We start from the raw sequence: 20,226 nt of genomic DNA on the forward strand, positions 1-20,226 counted from the left end.
ATTTCAATTCATTCTGACTACTTCAAATCCGGCCAGTAAGGCTTGTTGACGACCATCATGTCGTCCAGGATCTTCTTGGCCACGCTAGCGTCTGGAACAGTCTTGTTCAAGGTAAAGGCCTGCAGCATCTTGATGTAGGACTTTTGCTCATAAGCATCGACAACCAGCTTTTCGCAGGTTACTTGTTCCATCATCAGACCCAGTTGGAAGCGGCCGGCTTCACCGACTACCAGCGGCTGCACGCCGTTTGAGCCAAAGAGGCAAGGCACTTCAACGATAGCATCGTCTGGGAAGTTGCAGATGGCCCCGTTGTTCGGAATATTGGCCAGGTACTTCTCGTGGGTGTTGAAGGCGATCGCGTGGCAGATGTCAATGATGTAGTTGGAGTGAACTTCGCTTTCCCAAAGGTTGCCCTTGGCCGTGCCTTCCTTGACGATCCGGGCGCATTCACCGAAGACTATCTTTTGCCGGTATTCCAGGATTTCATCGGTTCTGGTGTAGTGCGGGTTGGCGTTTTCCACTTCGTATTGCGGGAAGTAGTAGTACTGCATGTAGTTGTTTGGCAGAGTCGTCGGGTCCAAAGCGTAGCAGTCAGCAACCTTCTTAAAAGTTGCGACCCAGCTGGCTTCGGTTTCCTTGTCGAAGTCTCCGCCCACGTAGTAGCCGTTCTTCTTGACATGTTCTTTCAAAAGCGGCATTAGGTCTTCCCCGGTCTTCTTGTTGGTAACGCTCTTCCACCAGCCAAAGTGGTTCAGGCCGTAGTAGGTAAAGTCGAGGTCCTTAAAGCTCTTGAGCCCAGCAATGGCCGCCATTCTGCCCATGTCATCGATTGGCATGTCGCAGATGTTGACAACCTTGGCATTCGGGCGGAAGCGCCGGCAGGCTTCAGAAACAATCGCGATCGTGTTGGAGTAGTTGACCATCCAAGCGTTTGGCGAGTACTTTTCCATGAAGTCGATGATTTCAATGATGGCCGGGATTGACCGCAAACCGTAGGCCATGCCTCCGGGGCCGGTAGTTTCCTGGCCGTTGACCCCGTACTTCAAAGGAATCTTTTCATCCTGGCTGCGCATTTCGTACTTGCCGACTCTGATTGAGCCCAAGACGAAGTCAACGTCAGTGAAGGCTTCTTCCGGGTCAGTCGTATATTCAAATTCGACTTGCGGCGCCTTTTCCTTGACGATGATGGCGCAGGCGTCACCGATCTTCTTTTGCCGGTCAGCATCAATGTCGTACAGTTTCAGTTTCCGCAGGGGAAGCTTATCTTGATTGGCACAGAGACTGATAACAAATCCAGGGGTGAAGGTGCTGCCACCGCCGGCAATAACTACTGAAAATTTCTTGTCTGACATAAATCAATTGCTCCTTACAAAATACATTGTTTCATCACATGAGGCCTTTCAGGCGCCCCGACCTCCCGTAAGCTTGCTTACACTCTTATTATGGCACCGCTTCCAGATATGTAAAGAGTTTACAAAAACATAGAATCATATTTCAGATTGTGAAAAGTATTTCGCAAGGGTGAAAAATATTTCGGAAAGCTGTCTAGACTAATTTTTGCAAAGAAAAAAGGCACTGGTCTTGCCAGTACCTCGAGATTAACTTAATTTAATTAACTAAAGCTTCAGGCCATTTGGCAGAGCCAAGGCAACAGCAAAGACAAACAGAGCAGCGCCGATCAACCAAAAAGCAATTTTCTGCCCCTTTGGCAGTTCCTTTTCAACACCAAAAATTACCAAGCCCAGGCCGATCAGTCCGGACAAAAGCATGATCCAAAAACCCATTGTCTATCCTCTTTCTATTACTCTGAATGAATTTTTTGCTTACACTTATTCTACAACTAATGCCAGCCTTTGCAGGGGCTTTTTTGGAAAGCGTAATATGCAGATAAGTATACGAGAATACAAAAAATCCGCCTTCCGGCGGATTCCTTAAATTCTGTATTTTCTGCGCAGTTCCCGGTCCTGGTCGCGCTTCTTGATCGTTTCGCGCTTGTCGTATTCCTTCTTACCCTGCGCTACGCCAATCAAAACCTTGGCAAAGCCGTGCTTCAAGTAGACCTTGAGCGGCACGATGGTCATCCCCTTTTGGGCCTTCACCTCAGCCAGTTTGGCGATTTCCTTCTTGTGCAAAAGCAGTCTGCGGCTTCTCAGCGGGTCATGGTTGTAGCGGTTGCCTTCCTTATATTCATCGATATGAACATTTTCCAGGAAGGCCGACCCGTTGATGATCTGCACGTAGCCGTCACGCAAGGTCACGTGCCGGGCTCTGACTGACTTGATCTCCGTCCCCGTCAAAGCAATCCCGGCTTCATAAGTATCCTTGATGAAATAATCATGCCGGGCTTGCCGATTCTGCGCGAGGACATTTTCATCCTTGGCTTTTTGTTTCATAAAAAATCCTCCCGCTTACATATTAACGGTTTGGCCGCCGGCGGTTGCCTCTTTCACTTTGCCCCAGCCGCTGGCCGCGGTTGTTGCGGCTTGGCTTGTGGCGCCGGTCACCGCTCTTGTCGCGGCCGCCGTAATTGCTCCGGCCCTTGAAGTTCCGGTCCCCGCTTCTTCTGCCCATCCCGCGGTCATTGTGGGGCCGCTTTTTGGCATCTGGATCGTAAACTTCAAAGTCCAGCTGGTGCTGCTCAACATTCGCATTGGTCAAGACAACCTTGATCGGCATCCCAACCTTATACTTCTTGTGGGTTGCCCGGCCGGTCAATGTCATGGTCTTTTCATCGTATGAGTAGTAGTCGTCCTTCAAGTTGGAGATGTGGATCAAACCTTCCACCGTGTTCTCCAACTGCACGAACATCCCAAAGCTGGTTACTGATGAAATAACTGCTTCAAACTTGTTGCCGACCTGGTCAGCCATGTATTCGGTCATCTTCAAGTCGTTGGTTGCCCGTTCCGTATCGATTGACCGCCGCTCTTGCATTGAAGTCTGATCAGCTACTTCCGGCAGTTCTTCCTTAAAGTGCTCCTTGACCTCATCCCCCATTCCTTCTTCCAGGTAGGCGTGGATCATCCGGTGGGCCATGGTGTCTGAATACCGGCGGATTGGGGAAGTAAAGTGGGTGTAGTACTTGGCCGCGATCCCGAAGTGGCCCAGCGGATCTTCTGAGTAGTGGGCCTGCTTCAAGCTCCGCAGCAGCATCATCTGGAGAACCGCTTCTTCCGGCGTGCCCAAAGTCTTGGTAACCACCTTCTGCAAGTCCAGCGGCTCGATGTCGTTTGGATCTGCCTTGACGTTCAAGCCGAAGGCACTGCAGAATTCAAAAAATCTGGTGATCCGGTCAGCTTCTGGCGTTTCGTGCACCCGGTAAAGGAAAGGCACCTTTTTTCTGTAGTAGGCTTCTGCCACAGTTTCATTGGCCAAAAGCATGAAGGATTCGATCATCTTTTCGGCTGTCCCCCGGCTGTGCAGGACGATGTCCACCGGCTTGCCCTTCTCATCCACGATGATCTTGGCTTCCGGTTCTTCAAAGTCGATGGCCCCCCGGGCGTGGCGCTTGTTGTACAGGGCTTCATGCAGAGCTGCCATGTCCTTGAGCATTGGCCGCACCTTAACATACTTGTCTTCCAAGTCGCTGTCCGGCACGTCAGCGCGCAAGGCCTGGTTGACCTTGTTGTAGGTCAAACGGCCGTGGGACCGCATCACGGCCGGGTAGATGTCGTAAGATACCCGCTCACCTTCCGGGGTGATTTCCATGTCACAGGACAGAACCAAACGGTCAACGCCTTCGTTCAAGGAACAGATCCCGTTGGACAGTCTGAACGGCAGCATTGGAATAACCCGGTCGACCAAGTAGGTACTGTTGCCCCGGGCAAAAGCTTCCCGGTCCAAAGGCGTTCCTTCTTTAACATAGTGGGCCACGTCAGCGATGTGGACGCCCAGGTGGTAGTTGCCGTTGTCCAGCTTCCACAAAACGACCGCGTCGTCAAAGTCCTTGGAGTCATCCCCGTCGATCGTGACGGCTGGCTGGTCGGTGATGTCCCGCCGGCCTGCTTCATGCCTCTCTTCTTCAGTTACGTGGTCCGGGATGGCATTGGCCTGCTCTAAGGCGTCTTCTGGCCATTCAGTCCGGATGTCGTGTTCCGCTACGATGGACATGATGTCCACGCCCGGGTCGTTCTTGTTACCGATAATTTCGACAACTGCCCCGGTCATCTGGTCTGGCAAGTCTTCGGTCGGATAGGTCTTCAGAGATACCTTGACCATGTCCCCCATTTGTGGGATCAAGCCGTTTTCAGATACATAGACCCGGTACTTCTTGAACTTCTTGTTGGTCGAAATCACGTAGCCGGCAAAGTGGCTGATCTTGGCCTGCAGGTCTTCCAAAGGGGTGTATTCGCCGACAATGCTGCTGGCCCCGCGCTCCAGTATTTCTTCAACCTGCCCTTCCGGCCCCTTCCCGTTCCAAGGGTTGCCGCCGGCCGTGATCTTGACCTTGACCCGGTCCCCGTCCAAAGCCAGCTTGGTAGCGTCAGAGTTGATGAACACGTCATCGGCTTCTTCATCATCTAAGTGGACAAAGCCAAAGCCCTTGTCGTTGGCCCGGAAGACCCCTTCGACTTCAGTATTTTCCTGGGCCAGCTGGTAGCGGCCGTTGCCGTCAGTGATGATCTGCTTTTTCTGCTCCAGGTAGGCCAGGGCCTTGACCAGGTCGGTAAAGTTGCCCAAACGGTCCCGGCGGGCCTGCCGCTCGATCTGGTCAACGCTGAATTGCTTTTGCGGGTTGTGCCGGAAGATCTCCAACACGCCCGCCAATACAGTCTCGTTTTGCGCCATTATTTTCTCCATCTGTATTTTCGTTAAAAAAACCTCCCATCAAGCAAGTGATCGGGAGGTTAATGATTATTTAGAAGACAGGATTGCCAAAATAATCGAAAAAGCAAAGAACAATACCAGTAGAACTGACGTCACTTTTTCCATAAAGGCTTCAAAGCCCCGCTTCTTGGTCTGGCCGCTAAAGACGGCGCCGCCTGACAAAGCGTTCAAGGCATCTTGCTGCTTCTGTGGTTGCATCATTGTCGCAATAATGATCAGCACTGAAACAATGATCAACAGCGTCATAATAAAGTTGTACAATGCACTGCCTCCAATTTATTCTACAATTACCTTATTATTATATCATAGATAGACTTACTTTGTCTTAGTTTTTTCAGTTCGGGCGCGTCAGTTTTATAAAGACTGCTTGCGTCCTTCTTGCCCAGCTGGCTCTTTAAGCTGGTCTTGCTCTTACCGGCTTCTGCCAGCTTCTTTAAAGAGTCAGTCTTATTGTAGTCATAGTCACTGGTCTTGACCGGAGTAAACCAGGAGGGGTGGTAGAAGCGGAGCAGGTTCCCGGTCACGACCCGGTCAGACAGGGTCAGCTGGGTCAAAACCTGGTTGGCGATCAAGCGGCAGGCCTTCTTTTCCTTGGCGCCGGTGACCTTCTTGCCCGTCTTGGTGTAATAGTAGCTGCTCCCCACCTTGGTGTAGGTCGGGGTAATAAAGTTCCCATTCCGCTGGGCCACCACTTGCGGGTTCTTTTTACTTAACAGGTCATGGCCAAACAAAATCAAGTCCTTGCTCTTGATCCCCAGCAGGTTGAGCAGGGTCGGCATCACGTCGATTTCCCCGCCGTAGGTATGCTTAATGCCGCCTTTTAAGTTGCTTGAATAAAACATGAGCGGCACTCTTTGCTGCTGCTGGTCGTCAAACTCCCCGTAATTTTTCTTCCCGGTCAGCTGGGCCATGGCCTCGTTGTGGTTGTTGGAAATCCCGTAGTGGTCCCCGTAGAAGACCAGGAGGGTCTTTTTGTCCAGGCCAGTCTTCTTTAGCCAGGTCATGAATTCGCCGATCGCCTGGTCCAGGTAGTGGGCCGTCTGCACGTAGCCGTCAACCGTGTTATCCCCGGTCGTGGTCTTCTTGATCGACTGGTTCTGCTTGTCCAAGGTATATGGATAGTGGTTGGTGACCGTGATCATCTTCAAGTAAAAAGGCTGGGGCAGTTCAGAGATGTACTTGGCCGACTGCTGGAAGAAGATCTTGTCCTTTAAACCATAGCCCAGGTACCAGCTGTTTTTGTACTGGTAGTAGTTCAAAGAAGCGAAATAATCATAGCCAAAAGACTTGTAGGCATTGTTCCGGTTCCAGAAGGACCCCGTCCCCCCGTGCATAACGGCGGAAGTATAGCCGCCTTTTTGCTTCAAAATAGCCGGCATGGATTCAAAAGTATTGCTGGTCCCGTAAGTCGACATGGCTGACCCCGACTGGACCCCGAAGAGGGAGTTTTCCAGCATCAGTTCCGCGTCAGAGGTCTTCCCCTGCCCCACCTGGTTGAAGAAGTTGTCAAAAGCCAGAGTGTGCTTGGAATGGTAGATCTTGTTCAAGTTAGGCGTGACTTCCTTGCCCTTCCACTTGTAGCCGATCAAAAACTGCTGGAAGCTTTCCAGGTGGATAACGATGACGTTTTTCCCCTTGGCTACACCCGTATAAGCTGAATTTGGCTGGACGTAGTTGGCCTTGAGGTACTTTTTAACAGAACTCAAATCCGACACCTTGGCATTAGCCATCTGGGCGTTGGTCTGAGCCGTCTTGATCCCGTCATAAAGGGCATATTCGTTGATCCCTAAATACTTGACGATGTAGTTGTTGTCAAAAGTCCGCGTGAGCAGGCCTGACCGGTCCTTTTGGGACAAGAGGAGGTTGCCCCCCATCAAGAGCAGGGCCGTCAGTTCAATGGCGACCTTCCTTTTCCAGGACTGGGCGTAGAGGTCCATTTTGAAAAACTTCCCCAGCAAAAGCCCCAGCAGGATCAAGGGGTCAGCAAAGGCTAAAAAGTCGCTGCCCTTGAGGATGCCGGCAATGCTTTTGCCCAAATTCTCCGAAGCGCTGCCCGAATTCTGCAGCAGGGAAAAAGAGAGGAAGTTGGAGAATTCCCGGTAGTAAAGGACGTTGGCGAAAAGCCAGGTAGCCAGGAGGAAGTCCAGGACAAGCATGGTCCAGTAGGACTTGCGCCCCTTCATCAGCATCCCCAGACCCAGGATCAGCATCCCCGACGGAATAGGGTTGATGAGCAAGAGGAAGCCCTGCAACGGGCCCATCGCCCCCAGGGTAAACTTGGTCAGATATATTAGGTAACACTTGAGCCAGTAGCCGAAGACCGCCAGAGTAAAGAATCCGTTCTTCGACGTCCGCAGCCAGGTCCCAAAGGCCTTGATTTTCTGCATTTCTTTCACCTCAAAAAATCAGTCTCGCAACTTAGCCGGCTTGAAGGACCAGCCAAAGATGCCGAGAATCATGCCGAAGAAATAGGTCGCGAACCGCCACAAGAACATGGCCAAAACGACTACCCCCGGCTGGCTGATGAAGCTGGCAAAGAGGGTCTGGAAGCTGAATTCCGCCCCGCCACTGGCCCCAGGCAAAGGAATCACGGCCATGAACATGATGATCAAGATCGTCATCAAGGTCACTTGAACATAGTCAACTGGTTGACCCAAGGCCCGCAAGGTCAGGTAAGGAGCCGAGTAGTAGCACAGGAGCTGCCCGACCGTCAAGAGAACCACGCCCCAGAGCTTTTTCTTCTCAGCCTTAAGGGCCTGGCTTTCCTTGTAGAAGCTTTCCACTTGCTCCAGGGTCGACTTCTCCCAAGCCTGGGCCCTTTCCTGGCCAAAAATCCGCCCCAACAGCTTCATGACCTTTTTAACAGCCTTAACCGCCCAGTTATGGGCAAACATGGCTAACAGGAGCAGGATGATGGAGAAGACGTGGAGGGCAAAACCCAGGAAAATAAAGATGGCTAAAGCCAAGAACTTGCCGGCCACAAAGTGAAAGCCGAAGATAAAGGCCGTCAAATAGGCAAATAAGACAACCAGCTGGTAGCAGATGAACTTCATCATCAAAATCGAAGTTGCCCGGCCGCCGGCCATGCCCATTTCCACCATGGCCGCCAATTGTGACGGCTGCCCGCCGGTGGCCATCGGGGTGATCCCATTGAAAAGGGCCTGGATGAGCGGAATCCGCAGATAAGACCAGAAGCTCCGCTTGGCTGTCCCCGGCCTTTTGGCCAAAAGACGGAGGATCAAGGCCTCACAGACATAGGACAAGGCCATGGCCAAAAAGACCAGGACCAGGCGCCAGGGAATAATCTGCCCGGCTGCCGCCTTTAAAGTCGCCATTGGCGTGGCCCGGAGGTCAAAGTACAAAACAAGGGAGCTGATCAATAAGACGATCAGGACTCCCCACAGATTTTTCTTATTCATAACTGATCTGCCCCAATTCCCGGCCCAGCTGGTACTGCTCCTGGTAGAAGTCCCGCCAGATTTCAGCCAGGTGGTCTTCAGAATACTGCTGGCTGGCCTTGCGGGAAAGCTCCTGCTGGCGGGCCAGGACTTCCGGATGGGTAGCAGCGAAGCGGAGCTGTTCGTTCATTTCAGCAAAGTCCTTTCCGGCCAGGTAGTAACCGTCAATGATCGCCCGGTAGAGGTCCAAGTCTCTGAGCAAGACCGGGGTCCCGCAGCTGAAGGCTTCCAGAACTGACATCGGAAAGAGTTCGTCAAAGGACGGCAAGAGGAAGAGGTCGGCCATGTTCAAGTAGTCAACCAGCTTTTCCCGGTCGATGATGCCGGTAAAGGTCAGGTTCTTGGGCGGGTTCTCCACCAGCTGCTTGAAGTGGTCATAGCCGTCTGTGATTTTGCCGAAAGAAAAGCCGCCGGCCCAGATAAACTGGTAGTCGGGGTTGGCTTCCGCCAACTTGGCGAAGTCGTCGACCCCTTTTCTGGCCTGGACCTGCCCGTCGCCAAAGACAACGAACTTGCCCTGCGGGATGCCTAATTCCTGCCGGGTGGCATTCTTTTTGGCCTGAGTCTGTTCATAGAACTCACTCTTGGCCACGAAGTTCGGAATGTAGCGGATCTTGTTTCTGTCCAGGCCGTATTCAGTCAGCTTGTCGATGAAGATCGGGTTGACGACCACGATCTGGTCCATCCGCTTGTAAAAGTCGATCACGTACTGGTAGAAGACCTTTTTAGCCACCCCTGGCAATTTGATTGACCCTTCCAGGGTATCTGGCAAAAAGTGGACATAGCCGATCTTGCGGCCTCTGGCTGGTGAAAAGCTGTTGGCGAAGTAGGTCGGATTGATGGTGTGGTAGTGGGTCAAGTCGCTTCTGCCGTACTTGTTGATGGTCACGTAGAAATCATCGACCAGGTGGGTCCTGAGAAGCCGGATCAGTTCCAGGTAGGCTGCCCCGACCCCTTGGCCGGCAACTGAGTCCGCCTGGGAAAACATGTTGATTCTAATCATTGCTGTCCTCTTTTTTCACTTGATAGTTGTCAATCGCGTACTGGTAAAACTTGTAGACCTCGCTGGCAAAGTGGCTGGCGGAAATTTCTTCCAGCTTTTTTGCCAGGAGCTGGGGCGGAATCTCCTGCCGGCCCTGCCGCAAGTAAGTCGCGATTTCTTCCTTCATCTGCCGCAGGCTTTCAAAAGTCAAGCCGTAAGCCGGGTCATTGAAGACCTGGTCGGTGTAGTCGGTCTTGTAAACCACGCACTTGCGTCCGCTGCCCAGGGCTTCGATATAAGTCAGCCCCTGGGTTTCCGTGTCGCTGGCTGAGACGAAGAAGTCGGCCATCTTATAGTAGCTGGCGACCTGGTCATGGGGAATATTGCCGGCAAAAATCACATGGTCTTCCAAAGTCAGGCGCTCAACCTGCTCTTTTAAGACATCCGCGTCCGGGCCGTCGCCGGCGATAACAAAGACCAGCTTAGGGAATTCGGTCAACAGGTCTGGCATGACCCGGAGGATGCGGTCAATCTTCTTTTCCGCGGCTACCCGGCCCAGGGTGATGATCACCTGGGCATCCGGGGCAATCCCCAGTTTTTCCCGCAGATCCGCCTTGTCCGGGCCACTGATGGCGTCCAGGTCAACCCCGGTAGGAATCACCCGCATGGGGATCTCCACCCCGTAGCGGGCCAATAAAGCCGCTACCCGCTGGCTGGGCGCGATGACCCCGTCCATATTCTTCAAGTAGCTCTTGGTGAACTGCTGGACATGAACTGGCCGGAGCAAGTGGCCGTTTAAGACATAGTGCAGGTAGTCTTCGTACATGGTGTGGTAGGTGTGGATAGCCGGGATGCCCAATTGCCGGGCCACGTGCTTGCCAATTAAGCCCATGGAAAATTCGGTCTGGGTGTGGACGATGTCCAGGTTGACCTCCTTGGCCACCTTGACCGCCTCAAACAGACCCCGGAAAGCAATCCGCCGCTCAGAGAAGCCAATGAAGGGCACGGAGCTGAAGCGGAAGATATTGGCTTCAACCGTGTCCTTGTCGACGTTGGGATCAGTTGTCGTGAAGATGAAGACATTGTGACCCTGGGCCTCCAAAGCTTCTTTAAGGGTTTTGACCGACGTCGCTACCCCGCTGTTTTGCGGGAAGTAGGTGTCTGTAAACAAACCGATATTCATGTGCTTTCATTACCTCCATACTAAAAGACATTATAGAGAATCGGCAAAAGAGGTGCAAATTTCTTTACCAAAATCCTAAAGAATAAAAGATATTTGCTACAGGGAAAAAGATAAAGATAAAAGAAAAACGACTCCCAAAAGGAAGTCGTCTCAAACGATAGCGGTGATCGGGGTCGAACCGATACGTCCGTAATGGACACCAGATTTTGAGTCTGACGCGTCTGCCAATTCCGCCACACCGCCGTGATATTAAACTTGAATAGCGGTGATCGGGGTCGAACCGATACGTCCGTAATGGACACCAGATTTTGAGTCTGACGCGTCTGCCAATTCCGCCACACCGCCATGCTATTCTACTTGGCCGTTAAGCCTAAGGCGGCGATCGGAGTCGAACCGACGATTAAGGTTTTGCAGACCTCTGCCTTACCACTTGGCTACACCGCCACGATTATTCTCTTCTGCCCTTCGGCTAGGGCGGTATGTGGGAATCGAACCCACGAATGCTGGATCCACAAACCAGTGTGTTAACCACTTCACCAATACCGCCATATTCTGTTAACAGGGATAGTAGGAATTGAACCCACACCGACGGTTTTGGAGACCGTAGTTCTACCTTTAAACTATATCCCTATTATGGAGGAAAGTGGATTCGAACCACTGAACTCAGAGAGAGCGGTTTTACAGACCGCCGCGTTTAGCCACTTCGCTATTCCTCCATTTTCAATGGCGCGGGACGGAATCGAACCGCCGACACATGGAGCTTCAATCCATTGCTCTACCAACTGAGCTACCGAGCCATCAAACGGTCCATGCGGGATTTGAACCCGCGATCTCCTCCGTGACAGGGAGGCGAGATAAACCACTGCTCCAATGGACCATATTGCGGGAGCTGGATTTGAACCAACGACCTTCGGGTTATGAGCCCGACGAGCTACCAGACTGCTCCATCCCGCGATAATAAAAAGGAGGATGTGGGATTTGAACCCACGCACGAGTCACCCCGTCTAACGGTTTTCAAAACCGTCCCCTTAAGCCACTTGGGTAATCCTCCATTTGATGGATAGAAAAATATTCAATTCTTGCCTTCCGGCAATGACCCGTACGGGATTTGAACCCATGTTACCGCCGTGAAAGGGCGGTGTCTTAACCACTTGACCAACGGGCCGCGTAAGCACTCTTAAGATGATACTCGCTTAAACTCATCTTGTCAAGCGGCTTTCTCAATCTTTTCAAAGGCCACTTGCGCCGACGCTCGCGTGTCAACAAATATTAGAATACAGAAAAATCCTGTCTTTGGCAAGTCTTTTTTAGAAAAAAGAGCTACTTTTTTGCCTTTTCTCCTGCTTCTGCCCTATCTCCTTCTTACTTTTAGAGTTAAGCAGCTTTAAGGCACAAAAAAAGAGCTGCGGAACAGCTCTTTATCAAGCGGAGTAAGAGAGATTCGAACTCTCGCGCCAGTTTCCCGGCCTACACCCTTAGCAAGGGCGCCTCTTCAGCCACTTGAGTATTACTCCAATGGGCCTGGATGGACTTGAACCATCGACCTCACGCTTATCAAGCGTGCGCTCTAACCAGCTGAGCTACAGGCCCATAAGCGGGTAACGAGAATCGAACTCGCGACAACAGCTTGGAAGGCTGTGGTTTTACCACTAAACTATACCCGCAAATATTCAATTTATGGCGCGGGACGGAATCGAACCGCCGACACATGGAGCTTCAATCCATTGCTCTACCAACTGAGCTACCGAGCCAGCTTATTAAAAAGCAATTGCGGGAGCTGGATTTGAACCAACGACCTTCGGGTTATGAGCCCGACGAGCTACCAGACTGCTCCATCCCGCGATAATAAAAAATGGACCTTGCAGGACTCGAACCTACGACAGGACGGTTATGAGCCGTCTGCTCTAACCGACTGAGCTAAAGGTCCAAGTTTACAAAATAGCGGCGGGGGGGATCGAACCCTCGACCTCCCGGGTATGAACCGGACGCTCTAGCCAGCTGAGCTACACCGCCATACTGTAACCAATATGGAAAATATTAAATTACAAATCGGGAAGACAGGATTTGAACCTGCGACCCCCTGGTCCCAAACCAGGTGCTCTACCAAACTGAGCCACTTCCCGGATTTATGCACCCAGTAGGACTTGAACCTACAACCTTCTGATTCGTAGTCAGACACTCTATCCAGTTGCGCTATGGGTGCATGCATGCCGAAGACCGGGGTCGAACCGGTACGGTTGAAACCAACCGCAGGATTTTAAGTCCTGTGCGTCTGCCAATTCCGCCACTCCGGCATATATATTATAAAAGCGGAAGACGGGATTCGAACCCGCGACCCCCACCATGGCAAGGTGATGTTCTACCACTGAACTACTTCCGCACAATGCCGATTATACGACTTGAACGTACGACCCCCTGTTTACAAGACAGGTGCTCTACCAACTGAGCTAAATCGGCATAATATAAAATACGGGTGGCGGGACTTGAACCCGCACGTCCGAAAACACTAGAACCTAAATCTAGCGCGTCTGCCAATTCCGCCACACCCGCAGATCGGGGCCATGAGTCGTGAGGGACTTGAACCCTCGACCCTCTGATTAAAAGTCAGATGCTCTACCGACTGAGCTAACGACTCGATGGAGGATACAGGGCTCGAACCTGTGACCCTCTGCTTGTAAGGCAGATGCTCTCCCAGCTGAGCTAATCCTCCATATGACTAGTTTACGGCATAGGCCGTAAGCACAAATATTAGTATATCGTATTCAGCCAAGAATGCAAGTCTTTTTTGCCTTTTTTATTTTGAAAAAGCAAGGCGAAACACAAAAGAACAGCGGAAAACCGCTGTTTTGGGAAAGATTTTAAAATCAATTACATAATGTTGATCTTCTTGTTGGCAATCAGTACGATAGACAGAACGCAGAGAATTGCAATAAAGATAAAGGTGATCTTTTCGTTCTTGTTGAGCTTTCTGCCTTGTTCACGGACGCCTTGGTAATAAACGATCAGGCCTGGGATGTAACTCAAGGAAACAGCCAAGACTGATTGCCAGCCAGCCAAAATCATGCACATTAATTGGAAGAGGGCTGCCAATAAGCCGTAGGTCCATTGAGTCCATTCCTTGTGTTCACGGCTGAACTTCATTTGGTACAAGCCGACAAACAGGTATGAGAACAAGATGGCACTTGAAGCCAAAGTGTAACAGAATTCGTAAGCCTTGTCAGTGAAGAGCAAGGAGAAGAGGAAAATGGTCTGCAGGATAGCAGTAGTGAACAGGGCGTTGGTTGGCGCCTTCTTGCTGTTCAGCTTGCCCCAGAACTTAGGAGCAGCACCGTCTTCAGCGATCAAAAGCATGGTTTCTGCTGGCAGCATGGTCCATGACAGCCAGGAAACGATAGTGGAAATGATCAAACCAATGTTGATGATCATCATGCCCCAGTCGCCGACGATCATCTTCAAGTCGTTACCCAAAGCTGGTTGTGCAGCGCTGGCCAATTGGGCCCGGGTAAGTGAGCCGTATGGCAGGATTGAAATCATCATGTAGAAGACCAAAAGCAGGACGAAACCAAGCATGGTTGCTTGTTGCGCTTCCTTCAAGCTCTTGACACGTGACCCCATGACTGAGGCCCCTTCAACACCGATAAATACCCAGATCAGGGTCATCAAAGTCCTCTTCATCTGTGGCCAAAGGCCGCCAGTAGTGGTCCCCTTGGACAGATTGTTGGCAACTCTGCCCCAGAAGTCAGCGGTGAAAATCCCGCCCTTGAAGGAAACGATGCAGATGATTACAAACATAATCAATGGCACAACCTTGCAGAAAGTACCGATCGTGTTAACGAATGAGGCACTTTCAACACCGTTGTTAACCAAGAAGGTCAAGGCCCAGCAGAAGATGATAGCCACGATGATTGATGGCAGGTTTGAGCCACCCTTGAAGACCGGAATAAAGGTCCCGATCGCGCTCATCAGCATAGTCGCGAAGGCCAGGTTACCCAGCCAGGCACTCATCCAGTAGGCCCAGCCGGAAATGAATTCACCCATAGGGCCATAGCCGGCCCCGGCGTAAGCGAAGATACCACCTTTAAGGTCGGATCTCTTCTCAGTCAAATTGTTCAATGACAGAACAAGCATCAAGAAACCAAAGCCAACCAGCAGCCAGGACAAAATTGCGGGCCCTGGAGCGGCAGATGTGGCGATGGAACTGGTAATGCCGAAGATCCCAGTCCCAATGGAGGAACTGACGATCAAAGCGGTCAGGCCGACAAGGCCTATCCCGCTTTTGTTTACTTTCTCTTCCATGATTTTTACCTCCCAAATACTCTTTCCACCTAAAAAGGCGGAGATAGTCTAAACCCTTGAGCGATAGACCAGCTCCGCGATTTTAAGATCTTAAAACCAATTAGATGTCTTCACGAACAATTGGGCAAGACATGCAACGTGGACCACCACGGCCCCTTGACAATTCGCTTGAGCGAACTTCGTGAACGAGAATCCCGTGTTCTCTCAGCAAAGCGTTGGAGACGTAGTTTCTGTTGTAAGTTACAACTTCACCTGGAGCGATTGCCAAAGTGTTTGAACCGTCGTTCCATTGTTCACGCGGAGCTACGATTGGGTCACCGTTACCAGTTGGGATCAAGTCGATTTCTGACTTGCCCAGTGCCTTCTTCAGCACTTCCTTGATGTCAGTGTGGTGTTCGAAGGTTACTTCGCCATCCTTGCCTGGGTGCAGTACCCAGTTGTCAACCTTGCCATCTTCAGTCAAGATGTCCGGGTGAACAGTGAATTGGTCGTAGTTGATCATGGTGAACACCGTGTCAAGGTGCATCATCGCGTGGTTGTGCGGAATTGAGATGGCAATTACAGTGTCGTAGTCAGAGTTTGCGAACAAGCTCTTAGCGATGTCTTGAATTGCGTCAGCAGTAGTCCGTTGTGAAGTACCGATTGCTACTACGTGGTCGCTCAATACCAGTTCGTCACCACCTTCGATGTGGCTTGCGTGGTTTCTGTCACGCCATACCTTAACCTTGCCTGCAAAGCGAGCGTTGTACTTCAAGATGTATTCAGTGATCATTGATTCACGCTGACGAGCTGGGAAAGTCATCTTGTTGACTGACATCCCGTCACCGATTGAAGCTTGCGGGTCACGGGTGAAGTAAGCGTTTGGAAGTGGATCCATCAAGAATGGCCATTCAGTGTTTTCGGACACTGCAGCCAAGTCAAGGGTAGTCAATTCCGGGTCGTCTTTGCGGATACCTTCGTAGATTCTGGTTACCAGTTCAGCTGGAGTCAGAGCCTTCAAATATTCAACCAAGGCGTCATGGGTTACGCCGGCAACAAAGCCAGCTTCAACAACTTGTCTTTCAATGAATTCGTTTCTGACAGCTTCGTCTTCCAAAGCTTCAGCAGCCAGGTCTTCGGTGTAGATAACTTCGGCACCATTGTCGCGCAGAGTTTGTGCGAAGAAGTCGTGTTCTTCCTGGGCGATTGGCAGATATGGAATGTCGTCAAACAAGAGACGTTCCATTGAATCCGGCGTGATGTTTTCGATTTCGCGCCCTGGCCTGTGCAGCATAACTGTCTTCAACTTACCAATTTCTGTAGTTACATGAATAGGACTTGTCAAGATCTTTACACTCCTATAATTGCTAATTTACCTAATATCCTAATGATTTGTGTGGTTATAAATCGTCAAGTCAACCTACTAACGACTTAACTAACTAGTTGTTCGTAACTTTTAAAGAGAGATTTTCATACTAAAATTTAAACCAGTCGATGAGCTGACGAGCTTATGCGTGGATAACAGTCCCCAACTGTCCAGCAAGAGCAGCGTCTAAGCCTGACAGAGAAGTAATGATGGCTTCTCTTTCCGGGTGGCCTTCAACGAATGACATGCAGGCTTGAACCTTAGGAAGCATGCTGCCGGCGGCGAATTGACCTTCGTCAATGTACTTCTTGGCTTCTTCAACAGAGATGTTTTCCAGGTTCTTTTGGTCTGGCTTGTTGAAGTTAATGGCTACGTAGTCAACAGCGGTCAAAATGATCAGCTTGTCCGCGCCAACATTGTCTGCCAACAATGCGCTGGAGCGGTCCTTGTCGATAACGGCTGGCACGCCCTTGAGCCCTTCTTCGGTCTCAACTACAGGCACCCCGCCGCCACCACCGGCGATAACGAGTTCATTTGCTTCAATCAAGGTCTTGATGCTGTTCAATTCAACGATTCTCTTTGGAGTCGGTGAAGGAACAACCTGCCGCCAGCCGCGGCCAGCGTCTTCCTTGAAGATGTAGCCCTTGTCTTCGGCGATTGAGTCGGCTTCTTCCCTAGTGTAGAAGGCCCCAATCGGCTTAGTTGGGTTTTGGAAGGCGGTGTCAGCCGGGTCAACAACGATCTGCGTTACGATGGTTGCCACATCCTTGGTCATGCCGCGCTTGCGGAGTTCGTTTTGCAGGCTTTGCTGCAGATGATAGCCAATGTAGCCCTGGCTCATTGCCCCGCATTCAGGGAATGGGAAGGCAGCGCTTTGGCCGTGTTCAGCAGCATAGCTCATGCCCAGGTTGATTTGGCCAACTTGCGGGCCATTGCCGTGGCTGATAACTACTTCGTTGCCGGTGCTGATCAAACCGATCAGTGAGGAAGCTGTGTTCTTAACCAATTCCAATTGTTCGGCTGGTGACTTGCCGAGGGCGTTACCGCCCAATGCTACAACAACTTTTGACATAAGAGCACCTCTTCTTGATTAGTTGCCCAAGGTAGCAACCATGACAGCCTTGATAGTGTGCATTCTGTTTTCAGCTTCACGGAAGACAACTGAGTGCTTGCTTTCGAAGACTTCGTCAGTTACTTCAAGTTCCTTCAAGCCAAACTTTTCGTAAACTTCACGGCCAACTTCAGTTTCCAGGTTGTGGAAGGCTGGCAGGCAGTGTTCGAAGATAACGTTAGGGTTTTCAGTAGCCTTAAGAACGTCCATGGTGATTTGGTATGGTGAAAGCAATTCGATCCGCTTCTTCCACTTGTCGTCGGATTCACCCATTGATACCCAAACGTCGCCGTAAATTACGTCCATGCCTTTAACGCCTTCCTTAATGTCGTTTGAAACAACGATCTTGGCGCCAGTTTCCTTAGCGATTGCGTTAGCCTTTGCCAAAGTTTCTTTACTTGGGTTCAGTTCTGGAGGAGTTACAACGTGGTATTCCATACCCATAACTGCGGCACCCAGCATCAAAGCGTTGGATACGTTGTCGTGACCGTCACCAACAAAGGCAAACTTGATGTCTTTGTATTCCTTCTTCAAAACTTCCTTAGCAGTCAAGAAGTCAGCCAGGACTTGAGTTGGGTGGTCAGCGTCAGTCAAACCGTTCCAAACTGGGACACCGGAGTACTTAGCCAAAGTTTCAGCTGCTTCTTGTGAGAAGCCACGGAATTCGATACCATCGAACATGCCGCCCAATACGCGAGCAGTGTCCTTAACTGATTCCTTGTGACCGAAGTGTGAGCCGCTTGGCCCAAGGTAAGTTACATGAGCGCCTTGGTCGTGAGCACCAACTTCGAATGAGCAACGGGTTCTGGTTGAGTCCTTTTCGAAGATCAAAGCAATGTTCTTGCCCTTCAAGCGAGGTTGTTCAACGCCAGCGTACTTGTCCTTCTTCAGTTGTTCTGCCAAGTCAAGCAGGTATTCCATTTCACGAGTGTTAAAGTCTGCGAGAGTTAAATAACTGCGGTTGCGTAAATTAAAAGCCATGATAGCTTCCTCCTGTTTTCTATTGTTTTGTGTTTTTCACTTGTTTACGATTATTATTATAGAAAGCGTTTTTAGAAAACAACGACAAAAACCAAAAAGATTTACCAAAAAATCAGCAATCAATTAATTAGTTTTTCTAAACTGTATAATCGAATTTTTTAAGTGAATAGAAGGCCGCTTATACGGTCCTTTAGGTACTTTTCCCCCGTTTATACACTTTTTTATATTCAGCTGCCTTTGTGTTAAAATAGAAGCATTGACTCAGCTAACTTCAATTTACTTCAAAAATGAAGAGAAAATGCAAAAATGCACTTTTATATCACAAACAAAAACACCAAGAACTTACAACTAATTAGTGACGCCCTGGAGCAGAACTTCGAAAACATCATCGTGGGCCGGTCAACTGATGCCCAAAGGACCTTCGATGATCTCCACCAGCTCAGAGTTGACGTATTGGTGGTCGACTATGACCTGGCTCCTTTTGACGGCCTGGCTCTCTTAAGGCGGCTCAAGCAGGCCAACATCTTGCCCCGGGTGGTCATGACGGCCAATACGCCGTCAGAATCCTTGATTACGGCTGCCTACCAGAACGGCTGCGATTTTTTTATCCACCACCAGCTCAATTCTGAAGAGATTGCCCATATTTCCAAAATCATCAGCACAACCCTGCAGCTTTTGAGTAACATGCGGGTGATTGGCGAGCTCTCCGGCAGCTTGAACAATCCATATGGCCGCCAGCAAACCACCCACCACCAGCAGATCGACCATGTTACCGACACCCTGCGCTTTTTGGGCATTGCATCAGAAAAAGGCTATAATGACATCATGAAAATTATCCGCTTGATGGTCGACAAGGATATGAGCTTTGACCAGATTGACCTGGAAGAAAGCTTCGGCATCAACAGCCGGGAGAAAAAGGTCATCTACCAGCGGATCCGCCGGACCCTGCACATCGGGATCGTCAACCTGGCCACCATGTGCATCGACTACCCGGACAACGAAATACTGCTGGACTATGCCAACAACCTCTTTGAATACCAGAACATCCACGTGGAAATGCAGCACCAAAACGGCAAGGGGCTGGAGCGGAGGCAGATTTCCCTGCAGCACTTTTTTGACGGCCTCCTTCAGGAAAGCTACCGGGTCAAGCGGGACGGCAACAATGAGCTCTGGTAAGGAGCTTTCTGCTTGTAGTACAATTGGATAGTAAGGAAAGAGCTTATCTCTTTTATATAGAAAGAAAGGCACAACATGTTAGAAAAAGTTACCGTTGACCCAAGTTTTTGGGAACTCTTCCCTAACGCGCAAGTAAACATCATGCTCGTCAGCGGTATCGACAACCACGACACTGATGACAATTTGGCCCGCCGGCGCAAGCTGCTCAGAGAAGGCAGCGACAAGGCGGAAGACTTCCTGGGTGCTGCAGCTTTTGCCAAGAACCCAGTTGTTGCTGAATGGCGGCAAGCCTACCAGCAATTCAAAAAGAAAAAAGGCGTCCGGGCTTCCATCGAAGCGCTCTTGAAGCGGATCGACAAGGGCGAGGACTTGCACCCGATTTCACCATTGGTTGACGTCTACAATTCAGTTTCCCTGGCTCATGGTGTCCCAATCGGCATCGAAGACCAAGATAAATTGGCCGGCACCATGCACCTGGGCCAAGTCCACGAAGGCCTTCCCTTCCAGCCAGTCGGCGCTGACAAGGACGAACCGACCCTTGAAGGGGAAGTTGCCTGGTATGATGACCAAGGTGCCGTTTGCCGCTGCCTCAACTGGCGGGATGCCCAAAGAACCATGCTGGATGAAGATTCAACTAAGGGCGTAATCGTAATTGAATCAGTCAACGCTGACCAGGCGCAGCGAGCTAACGAAGCCATGAGCGACTTGGAAGAGCTTTTGGAAGAATTCTTTGGCATCAAGCCGGACAAGTCCGTCATCTTGACCAAGGACGCGCCAAGCGTGGACATTGACTAAAAAGCTATCAACAAGTTTTCCACAAGCAAAAAGTCTTACCCGTCATAGGTAAGACATTTTTCGATTGACTAAAAT

General features: G+C 50.6%; 15 protein-coding genes and 26 tRNA genes. 2 read left to right on the top strand and 39 right to left on the bottom strand.

Translation table 11 applies throughout. From position 1 onward, the window contains the following. Positions 1-17: 17 nt before the first annotated feature. The 39 genes from LJ046_RS00255 to argF all read right to left on the bottom strand — a co-directional run bounded on the left by LJ046_RS00255 (position 18) and on the right by argF (position 18,180). On the bottom strand, positions 18-1,352 hold the full coding sequence (locus LJ046_RS00255; protein WP_002876920.1) for a family 4 glycosyl hydrolase: 1,335 nt from the start codon (positions 1,350-1,352) through the stop codon (positions 18-20). 264 nt (positions 1,353-1,616) lie between these two features. After that, on the bottom strand, positions 1,617-1,784 hold the full coding sequence (locus LJ046_RS10110) for a hypothetical protein (protein ID WP_002876918.1): 168 nt from the start codon (positions 1,782-1,784) through the stop codon (positions 1,617-1,619). A gap of 147 nt (positions 1,785-1,931) precedes the next feature. Further along, positions 1,932-2,393 carry an SsrA-binding protein SmpB gene (gene smpB, locus LJ046_RS00260; protein WP_002876917.1) on the bottom strand — a complete coding sequence of 154 codons (462 nt, stop codon included), beginning with the start codon at positions 2,391-2,393 and terminating at the stop codon, positions 1,932-1,934. 22 nt (positions 2,394-2,415) lie between these two features. Further along, entirely contained in the window at positions 2,416-4,785 is a 2,370-nt protein-coding gene (rnr, locus tag LJ046_RS00265; RefSeq protein ID WP_002876916.1) for a ribonuclease R, read from the bottom strand. A gap of 66 nt (positions 4,786-4,851) precedes the next feature. Then, the gene (gene secG / locus LJ046_RS00270) at positions 4,852-5,085 is read right to left on the bottom strand and encodes a preprotein translocase subunit SecG (RefSeq protein WP_002876914.1); all 234 of its coding nucleotides are present in this window, start codon (positions 5,083-5,085) and stop codon (positions 4,852-4,854) included. Positions 5,086-5,111: 26 nt separating this feature from the next. Further along, on the bottom strand, positions 5,112-7,211 hold the full coding sequence (locus LJ046_RS00275; protein ID WP_002876911.1) for an LTA synthase family protein: 2,100 nt from the start codon (positions 7,209-7,211) through the stop codon (positions 5,112-5,114). 18 nt (positions 7,212-7,229) lie between these two features. Beyond that, a complete protein-coding gene (locus LJ046_RS00280) occupies positions 7,230-8,243 on the bottom strand; it encodes a lysylphosphatidylglycerol synthase transmembrane domain-containing protein (RefSeq protein WP_002876910.1) in 1,014 nt (337 codons plus the stop codon). Continuing rightward, on the bottom strand, positions 8,236-9,285 hold the full coding sequence (locus LJ046_RS00285; protein WP_002876906.1) for a glycosyltransferase family 4 protein: 1,050 nt from the start codon (positions 9,283-9,285) through the stop codon (positions 8,236-8,238). The genes LJ046_RS00280 and LJ046_RS00285 overlap by 8 nt, the downstream gene beginning before the upstream one ends. After that, positions 9,278-10,447, bottom strand: a complete 1,170-nt coding sequence (locus tag LJ046_RS00290; RefSeq protein ID WP_002876904.1) for a glycosyltransferase family 4 protein — start codon at positions 10,445-10,447, stop codon at positions 9,278-9,280. Before LJ046_RS00290 ends, LJ046_RS00285 begins: the two co-directional genes overlap by 8 nt. Before the next feature lie 158 nt (positions 10,448-10,605). Next, positions 10,606-10,690, bottom strand: a tRNA-Leu gene (locus LJ046_RS00295). A 17-nt stretch (positions 10,691-10,707) separates the two neighbouring features. After that, positions 10,708-10,792, bottom strand: a tRNA-Leu gene (locus LJ046_RS00300). A gap of 28 nt (positions 10,793-10,820) precedes the next feature. Next, positions 10,821-10,891: transfer RNA gene (locus tag LJ046_RS00305), tRNA-Cys, on the bottom strand. 29 nt (positions 10,892-10,920) lie between these two features. Next, positions 10,921-10,993 (bottom strand) — tRNA-His (locus tag LJ046_RS00310). 13 nt (positions 10,994-11,006) lie between these two features. Further along, a tRNA-Trp gene (locus LJ046_RS00315) sits at positions 11,007-11,077 on the bottom strand. Between the two features lie 4 nt (positions 11,078-11,081). After that, positions 11,082-11,163 (bottom strand) — tRNA-Tyr (locus tag LJ046_RS00320). A gap of 8 nt (positions 11,164-11,171) precedes the next feature. Continuing rightward, positions 11,172-11,244 (bottom strand) — tRNA-Phe (locus tag LJ046_RS00325). Between the two features lie 6 nt (positions 11,245-11,250). Then, positions 11,251-11,324 (bottom strand) — tRNA-Asp (locus LJ046_RS00330). Between the two features lie 3 nt (positions 11,325-11,327). Then, a tRNA-Met gene (locus tag LJ046_RS00335) sits at positions 11,328-11,401 on the bottom strand. A 9-nt stretch (positions 11,402-11,410) separates the two neighbouring features. Beyond that, positions 11,411-11,498 (bottom strand) — tRNA-Ser (locus LJ046_RS00340). Positions 11,499-11,540: 42 nt separating this feature from the next. Then, positions 11,541-11,612, bottom strand: a tRNA-Glu gene (locus LJ046_RS00345). Between the two features lie 261 nt (positions 11,613-11,873). Then, a tRNA-Ser gene (locus LJ046_RS00350) sits at positions 11,874-11,961 on the bottom strand. A 2-nt stretch (positions 11,962-11,963) separates the two neighbouring features. Next, positions 11,964-12,037: transfer RNA gene (locus tag LJ046_RS00355), tRNA-Ile, on the bottom strand. A gap of 3 nt (positions 12,038-12,040) precedes the next feature. Continuing rightward, positions 12,041-12,111: transfer RNA gene (locus tag LJ046_RS00360), tRNA-Gly, on the bottom strand. 14 nt (positions 12,112-12,125) lie between these two features. Continuing rightward, a tRNA-Phe gene (locus LJ046_RS00365) sits at positions 12,126-12,198 on the bottom strand. Positions 12,199-12,215: 17 nt separating this feature from the next. After that, positions 12,216-12,289, bottom strand: a tRNA-Met gene (locus LJ046_RS00370). An 11-nt stretch (positions 12,290-12,300) separates the two neighbouring features. Then, positions 12,301-12,374: transfer RNA gene (locus LJ046_RS00375), tRNA-Ile, on the bottom strand. 12 nt (positions 12,375-12,386) lie between these two features. Next, positions 12,387-12,460 (bottom strand) — tRNA-Met (locus LJ046_RS00380). 36 nt (positions 12,461-12,496) lie between these two features. After that, positions 12,497-12,570 (bottom strand) — tRNA-Pro (locus LJ046_RS00385). A gap of 6 nt (positions 12,571-12,576) precedes the next feature. Continuing rightward, a tRNA-Arg gene (locus tag LJ046_RS00390) sits at positions 12,577-12,650 on the bottom strand. Between the two features lie 5 nt (positions 12,651-12,655). Further along, a tRNA-Leu gene (locus tag LJ046_RS00395) sits at positions 12,656-12,741 on the bottom strand. Positions 12,742-12,755: 14 nt separating this feature from the next. Next, a tRNA-Gly gene (locus LJ046_RS00400) sits at positions 12,756-12,827 on the bottom strand. 4 nt (positions 12,828-12,831) lie between these two features. Beyond that, a tRNA-Thr gene (locus LJ046_RS00405) sits at positions 12,832-12,904 on the bottom strand. An 11-nt stretch (positions 12,905-12,915) separates the two neighbouring features. Further along, positions 12,916-12,997 (bottom strand) — tRNA-Leu (locus LJ046_RS00410). Positions 12,998-13,009: 12 nt separating this feature from the next. Then, a tRNA-Lys gene (locus tag LJ046_RS00415) sits at positions 13,010-13,082 on the bottom strand. A gap of 2 nt (positions 13,083-13,084) precedes the next feature. After that, a tRNA-Val gene (locus tag LJ046_RS00420) sits at positions 13,085-13,157 on the bottom strand. A gap of 158 nt (positions 13,158-13,315) precedes the next feature. Continuing rightward, positions 13,316-14,743: a basic amino acid/polyamine antiporter gene (locus LJ046_RS00425; RefSeq protein WP_002878793.1), complete on the bottom strand. Its 1,428-nt coding sequence runs from the start codon at positions 14,741-14,743 to the stop codon at positions 13,316-13,318. Positions 14,744-14,843: 100 nt separating this feature from the next. Next, positions 14,844-16,067 (bottom strand): arginine deiminase, encoded by a 1,224-nt coding sequence (gene arcA / locus LJ046_RS00430; protein ID WP_002878792.1) that lies wholly within the window; start codon positions 16,065-16,067, stop codon positions 14,844-14,846. A 163-nt stretch (positions 16,068-16,230) separates the two neighbouring features. Next, on the bottom strand, positions 16,231-17,160 hold the full coding sequence (arcC, locus tag LJ046_RS00435) for a carbamate kinase (protein WP_002878790.1): 930 nt from the start codon (positions 17,158-17,160) through the stop codon (positions 16,231-16,233). An 18-nt stretch (positions 17,161-17,178) separates the two neighbouring features. Further along, positions 17,179-18,180: an ornithine carbamoyltransferase gene (gene argF / locus LJ046_RS00440; RefSeq protein WP_002878789.1), complete on the bottom strand. Its 1,002-nt coding sequence runs from the start codon at positions 18,178-18,180 to the stop codon at positions 17,179-17,181. A gap of 306 nt (positions 18,181-18,486) precedes the next feature. On the opposite strand from argF, the gene LJ046_RS00445 reads away from it, so the two are divergent. Further along, positions 18,487-19,356, top strand: coding sequence for a DNA-binding domain-containing protein (locus LJ046_RS00445; protein WP_002878787.1), 870 nt, complete (start codon positions 18,487-18,489; stop codon positions 19,354-19,356). 75 nt (positions 19,357-19,431) lie between these two features. After that, positions 19,432-20,151 (top strand): B3/B4 domain-containing protein, encoded by a 720-nt coding sequence (locus tag LJ046_RS00450; protein WP_002878785.1) that lies wholly within the window; start codon positions 19,432-19,434, stop codon positions 20,149-20,151. Positions 20,152-20,226 lie beyond the last annotated feature (75 nt).

Source organism: Lactobacillus delbrueckii subsp. jakobsenii ZN7a-9 = DSM 26046, assembly GCF_001888925.1.
Lineage (GTDB): Bacteria > Bacillota > Bacilli > Lactobacillales > Lactobacillaceae > Lactobacillus > Lactobacillus delbrueckii.

Bases quoted from the DNA above. Each gene is read 5' to 3' on its own strand.
- LJ046_RS00425 (WP_002878793.1), bottom strand. From the start codon at position 14,743: ATGGAAGAGAAAGTAAACAAAAGCGGGATAGGCCTTGTCGGCCTGACC.
- LJ046_RS10110 (WP_002876918.1), bottom strand. From the start codon at position 1,784: ATGGGTTTTTGGATCATGCTTTTGTCCGGACTGATCGGCCTGGGCTTG.
- LJ046_RS00450 (WP_002878785.1), top strand. From the start codon at position 19,432: ATGTTAGAAAAAGTTACCGTTGACCCAAGTTTTTGGGAACTCTTCCCT.
- LJ046_RS00280 (WP_002876910.1), bottom strand. From the start codon at position 8,243: ATGAATAAGAAAAATCTGTGGGGAGTCCTGATCGTCTTATTGATCAGC.
- LJ046_RS00275 (WP_002876911.1), bottom strand. From the start codon at position 7,211: ATGCAGAAAATCAAGGCCTTTGGGACCTGGCTGCGGACGTCGAAGAAC.
- rnr (WP_002876916.1), bottom strand. From the start codon at position 4,785: ATGGCGCAAAACGAGACTGTATTGGCGGGCGTGTTGGAGATCTTCCGG.
- LJ046_RS00285 (WP_002876906.1), bottom strand. From the start codon at position 9,285: ATGATTAGAATCAACATGTTTTCCCAGGCGGACTCAGTTGCCGGCCAA.
- LJ046_RS00255 (WP_002876920.1), bottom strand. From the start codon at position 1,352: ATGTCAGACAAGAAATTTTCAGTAGTTATTGCCGGCGGTGGCAGCACC.
- arcC (WP_002878790.1), bottom strand. From the start codon at position 17,160: ATGTCAAAAGTTGTTGTAGCATTGGGCGGTAACGCCCTCGGCAAGTCA.
- LJ046_RS00445 (WP_002878787.1), top strand. From the start codon at position 18,487: ATGCACTTTTATATCACAAACAAAAACACCAAGAACTTACAACTAATT.
- argF (WP_002878789.1), bottom strand. From the start codon at position 18,180: ATGGCTTTTAATTTACGCAACCGCAGTTATTTAACTCTCGCAGACTTT.
- LJ046_RS00290 (WP_002876904.1), bottom strand. From the start codon at position 10,447: ATGAATATCGGTTTGTTTACAGACACCTACTTCCCGCAAAACAGCGGG.
- smpB (WP_002876917.1), bottom strand. From the start codon at position 2,393: ATGAAACAAAAAGCCAAGGATGAAAATGTCCTCGCGCAGAATCGGCAA.